Source organism: Agromyces sp. P1_H4 (genome assembly GCF_056405255.1).
This window is the reverse complement of the sequence record NZ_JBFUCL010000297.1, coordinates 1-4,701: the sequence shown is the minus strand read 5'-3', so window position 1 is coordinate 4,701 and position 4,701 is coordinate 1. Positions and strand designations below refer to the sequence as shown.

At 70.6% G+C, this 4,701-nt stretch carries 6 protein-coding genes and 1 pseudogene; 2 read left to right on the top strand and 5 right to left on the bottom strand.

The annotated features are described in order from the left end of the window. From AC1DY2_RS15635 to AC1DY2_RS15620, 4 genes and pseudogenes are all read right to left on the bottom strand, one after another. Positions 1-191, bottom strand: a pseudogene (locus AC1DY2_RS15635) (ribonuclease HII); the annotation flags it as partial. Position 192: 1 nt separating this feature from the next. Continuing rightward, the gene (gene lepB, locus AC1DY2_RS15630; RefSeq protein WP_476763256.1) at positions 193-939 is read right to left on the bottom strand and encodes a signal peptidase I; all 747 of its coding nucleotides are present in this window, start codon (positions 937-939) and stop codon (positions 193-195) included. A 92-nt stretch (positions 940-1,031) separates the two neighbouring features. Beyond that, positions 1,032-1,379 (bottom strand): 50S ribosomal protein L19, encoded by a 348-nt coding sequence (gene rplS, locus AC1DY2_RS15625; RefSeq protein WP_108595571.1) that lies wholly within the window; start codon positions 1,377-1,379, stop codon positions 1,032-1,034. Between the two features lie 196 nt (positions 1,380-1,575). Then, positions 1,576-2,091, bottom strand: a complete 516-nt coding sequence (locus AC1DY2_RS15620; protein WP_476763255.1) for a hypothetical protein — start codon at positions 2,089-2,091, stop codon at positions 1,576-1,578. 86 nt (positions 2,092-2,177) lie between these two features. Here AC1DY2_RS15620 and map point away from each other — a divergent pair, with 86 nt between their 5' ends. After that, positions 2,178-2,945, top strand: a complete 768-nt coding sequence (gene map, locus AC1DY2_RS15615; RefSeq protein ID WP_476763254.1) for a type I methionyl aminopeptidase — start codon at positions 2,178-2,180, stop codon at positions 2,943-2,945. A gap of 21 nt (positions 2,946-2,966) precedes the next feature. Here map and nirD read toward each other — a convergent pair whose 3' ends face one another. After that, the gene (nirD, locus tag AC1DY2_RS15610) at positions 2,967-3,317 is read right to left on the bottom strand and encodes a nitrite reductase small subunit NirD (RefSeq protein WP_476763253.1); all 351 of its coding nucleotides are present in this window, start codon (positions 3,315-3,317) and stop codon (positions 2,967-2,969) included. Positions 3,318-3,516: 199 nt separating this feature from the next. On the opposite strand from nirD, the gene AC1DY2_RS15605 reads away from it, so the two are divergent. Further along, positions 3,517-4,701: NAD(P)/FAD-dependent oxidoreductase (locus AC1DY2_RS15605; RefSeq protein ID WP_476763252.1), on the top strand; the 1,185-nt coding region annotated here is incomplete at its 3' end.

Genomic DNA, 4,701 nt, shown 5'->3' with positions numbered 1-4,701 from the left:
TCGGTCATGAGCTTCGAGTCGCGGAGTCCGGCCGGCATCCGGCGCACCGACGCCTCGATGAGCACGAGCCCGACGGCGACCGGCCCGGCGAGCGCACCGCGGCCGACCTCGTCGCAGGCGAGCACCACGGGAGCCCCGGTGTCGAACAGCTCGCGCTCGACCTTGAGATTGGGGATCGCGGTCGGCGACATGTCAGCCCGTGCCCTCGTCGACGCCCTCGAAGACCTCGGGGTAGTTGCCGAGCCAGGCCCAGTGGTCGATGGGCCAGCTCACGACGAACGCGCGCCCGACGACGTTCTCGATCGGCACGAAGCCCTTGAGCGGCGTCTCGCCGTTGTAGCGCGAGTCCTTGGAGTTGTAGCGGTTGTCGCCCATCACCCACAGCGAGTCGTCGGGCACGATGGTGTCGAAGTCGTCGCGGGAGACCTTGGTCTCGCCGGGCGGCAGCGCGACGTACGGCTCGTCGAGCGGAACGCCGTTGACGCTCATCTGCCCAAGTGCGTTGCAGCAGGTGACGTGGTCGCCCGGCAGGCCGATGACCCGCTTCACGAGATGGTCGTTGGAGTCGGGGGCCGAGAGCCCGACGAACGCGAGGAACCAGTCGATCGCGGCCACGAGCGGCGGCTGCACCGTCTCGGGGCGGGCCGGGAGCCAGCCGCCCGGATCCTTGAACACGACGACGTCGCCGTGTTCGATCGGCGTCACCTCGGGCACCAGCTGGTTGACGATGATGCGATCGTCCATCACCAGCGTCTGCTCCATCGACTGCGACGGGATGAAGAACGACCGGATGAGGAAGGTCTTGATGAGGAAGGAGACCAGCACCGCCACCACGAAGATGACGAGCAGGTCTCGCAGGAAGAGCAGCGTGCTCCGTTTCCTGCGTGCCGACGCCGAGCCCGCGCGGTCTGTCCGCGTGGTGCTGATTTCTTCTGTCATTTAACCGCCCGAGCTCCCCACCCAGTCTAGGGGTGGGGAGCTCGGTCGGAATGCCGTGCCGCTCGCGACGCGCGGGCGGATGCGACGACGGATCAGCTGTCGCGCTTCTCCTTGATCTTCGCCTTCTTGCCGCGGAGCTTGCGCAGGTAGTAGAGCTTCGCGCGACGGACGTCACCGCGGGTCACGACCTCGATGTGGTCGATGACCGGCGAGTGCACCGGGAACTTGCGCTCGACGCCGACCTGGAAGGAGACCTTGCGGACGGTGAAGGTCTCGCGGACGCCCTCGCCCTGGCGGCCGATGACGACGCCCTGGAAGACCTGGATGCGCGAGCGCGTGCCTTCGATGATGTTGACGTGCACCTTGACGGTGTCGCCGGGGCGGAAGTCGGGGACATCCGACCTCAGGCTCGCGGCGTCGACATGGTCGAGGATGTGCATGATGGTTCGCTCTCTGCGCCCGCCACCGGTCGAACGCGGATCATTGATGGAAGTGTGTGGTGCCGCCTGCGCGATCACTCGCGCGGTGCGTCCTCCCCGGAGGCAGAGTCCTGCGGCGGCACAATCGTCTATTGTGCCATGCCGGGGCGCTGCACGCCAAAGCGGGCGAACGGATGCCACGCCGGGTGCTGCAGCGTCAGTCGCGCACCTCGCGCACGACGATGACCTCGCCGTCGTCGTCGCCGAAGGGCGGGCGCCGCGCCGGCATCTCGCCCTGTGCGTCTGGTGCGGGCCGGGACTGCGCCGTGGCGACGCGTTCGAACTCCTCCATGGTGGCCTGCACGCGTCGCGCGCCGTCGGAGACGAGCTGCCAGATCGCGGCCCAGAACGCGCCGATGGCGAGGAGGATGGCGGCCACGCCCAGGAATCCGGATGCATCGCCGTAGAAGCCGATGCCGATGATCGAGGCGTGCCACAGGCCGACCACCGCCACGTCGGTCCAGGAGGCGGCGCGCTCGGCACGCACGGTGGGGCGCGCCCACACGAGGAGCGCGATGATGCCGAGGGCGACGAACGCCACCGGCACGGTGATGATGAGACCGAGGGTGCCCCATCCGCCGCCGCCGAAGACCGCCCACCCCACGGCGAGCCAGATCGGCAACACGACCGTCGCCGCCACCAGCCACCTGAGGAATGCCCGCCGGATCAGCATGCCCACAGCGTAACGCCGTGCGCCTGCGCGCGGGCCGGGTGTTCACTCAGGGCGGACCCGGCAGAATGGTCTCGGAGAGGATGAGCGTGATCGAACTGAGGACCCCGGCGGAGATCGAGCAGATGCGTCCGGCCGGCCGCTTCGTGGCGAGCGTCCTGGAGGCGACGTCGAAGGCCGCCGCGGTGGGCATGAACCTGCTGGAGCTCGACGCCCTGGCGCACGAGATGATCCGCTCGGCCGGCGCGGAGAGCTGCTACATCGACTACCACCCCTCGTTCGGAGCGAGCCCGTTCGGCAAGGTGCTGTGCACCTCCGTCAACGACGCGGTGCTGCACGGACTCCCCCACGACTACCGCCTCCGCGACGGTGACCTGTTGAGCCTCGACTTCGCGGCATCCGTGAACGGCTGGGTCGCCGACTCGGCGATCTCGATCGTGGTCGGCACGGCACGCGACGAAGACCTGCGCCTGATCGACACGACGCGCCGCGCCCTCGACGCCGGCATCGCCGCCGCGCGCCCCGGCCACCGCATCGGCGACATCTCCCGGGCCATCGCCGACGTGGCGAAGGCCGAGGGCTACTCGATCAACACCGACTTCGGCGGTCACGGCGTGGGCCGCACCATGCACGGCGACCCGCACGTGCCCAACAACGGCCGCCCCGGACGCGGGCTGCCCTTGAAGCCGGGCCTCGTGATCGCGATCGAGCCGTGGTTCCTGGAGACGACCGACCGGATCTTCACCGACCCCGACGGCTGGACCCTGCGGAGCGCCGACGGGTCGCGCGGTGCGCACTCCGAGCACACCATCGCCATCACGGACGGCGACCCGATCGTGCTCACCCAGCGCGGCTGAGCGCCCGCCTCGTCGGTCGCGTCATCCGTCGAGCTCGACCTCGATCATTCCGCCGACGATGCGCGTGCGATACGTGCGGAGCGTCAGCGCCGCGTCGGTGAAGCACTCGCCGGTGCCGAGGTCGTAGACCTCCTTGTGCAGCGGCGAGGCGATGGTCGGTCGGTCGCCCCGGGAACCGACGATCCCGCGCGCCATGACGGGCGCACCCGTGTGCGGGTCGTAGTGGTCGACGGCGTACACCTCGTCGTCAGCGAGCCGCACCAGGGCGACCTGTCGCGTGCCAAGCAGGGCCACCTCGCCCCACCCGGGTTCGAGGTCGTCGACCTCGCATGTGCGCTCCCAGGTGGTCGTCATCTCGATCGTCGGCGGCATCCCGGCTCCTCTCGTCGTGCGGACGACGCTACGTTCCGGGTGTTTCGCCCCCGCCCACGAGGTGTTTCACCGAGGTGAAACCCGCCTCACATCGCGGTGAGGCGGACGTGCGTTCGGGTGCGGATGCGGTTACCCCGACGTAACAGGGCCGAAACCCCCCGGCCGTACGCTCGCCATCAATCGAGCCACGGAGGCAGCCATGACCGAGACCCCCCACGCCACCCCGGGCGTGCGCGACGTCCTCATCGTCGGCGGCGGACCGGCCGCGCACCGACTCGCCGACAGCCTGCACGCCCGCGACGCGGAGCGCACCCTTCGAGTGACCGTCGTCGGCGAGGAGATGCACCGGCCCTACGACCGCGTCGCGTTGAGCACGAGACTCGCGGATGCCGCGACGGACCTCACCCTCGAGCCGACCCGCATGTGGGACGAGGGGCACACCCGGCTCGTCACCGGCGAGCGCGTGACGGGCATCGACGGGGTGGCACGCACCGCGACCACCTCGGCCGGCACGAAGCTGCACTGGGACGAGCTCGTCCTCGCCACCGGGTCGAGCGCGGCCGTCCCCGACCTCCCCGGCTCCTCCCACGCTCGGGTGTACCGCACCATCGACGACGTCGACGCGCTCGTCGCCGAGACCCGCGACCTCGCGGCTCGTCGCGGCCGACCGGCGCAGGTCGTCGTGGCGGGCGGTGGCCTGCTCGGCCTCGAGGCGGCCGGCGGGCTCGCCAAGCTCGGAGCGCACACCGCCGTCGTGCACTCGGGCGGCTGGCTCATGTCGGCGCAGCTCGACGAGGGCGCCGGTCGTGCGCTCGGACGGATCATCGCCGGGCAGGGCATCGGCCTGCACCTCGGCGCCCGCCCGTCGGCCGTGGCCGTCGAGGGCGACGCCGTCACCGCCGTGGAGCTCACCAACGGCCGGCGCATCGACTGCGACCTCATCGTCTTCGCCATCGGCATCAGCCCCCGCGACGAACTCGCCCGCGACCTCGGGCTCGAGCTCGGGCCGCGCGGTGGCGTCGCCATCGACACGGCGTGCGCGGCATCCGCACCGCATATCTGGGCGATCGGCGAGGTGGCGAGCTTCGAGGGCCGATGCACCGGCCTCGTCGCGCCGGCCAACGCGATGGCCGAGGTGGTCGCCGACCGGCTGCTCGGCGGCGCGGCCGAATTCACGAGCGTCGACGATGCGACGAAGCTGAAGCTGTCGGGCGTGGACGTCGCGAGCTTCGGCGACGCGCTCGCGCGAACGGAGCAGGCGCTCGAGATCGTCTACGCCGACCCCGCTCGCGGGCTCTACCAGAAGCTCGTGATGACCGACGACGCGAAGACGCTCCTCGGCGGGATCTTCGTCGGCGACGCCTCGCCGTACGCGTCGCTGCGG

Coding starts and splice junctions, on each gene's coding strand:
- AC1DY2_RS15620 (WP_476763255.1), bottom strand. CDS start 2,091: ATGCTGATCCGGCGGGCATTCCTCAGGTGGCTGGTGGCGGCGACGGTC.
- nirD (WP_476763253.1), bottom strand. CDS start 3,317: ATGCCGCCGACGATCGAGATGACGACCACCTGGGAGCGCACATGCGAG.
- rplS (WP_108595571.1), bottom strand. CDS start 1,379: ATGCACATCCTCGACCATGTCGACGCCGCGAGCCTGAGGTCGGATGTC.
- lepB (WP_476763256.1), bottom strand. CDS start 939: ATGACAGAAGAAATCAGCACCACGCGGACAGACCGCGCGGGCTCGGCG.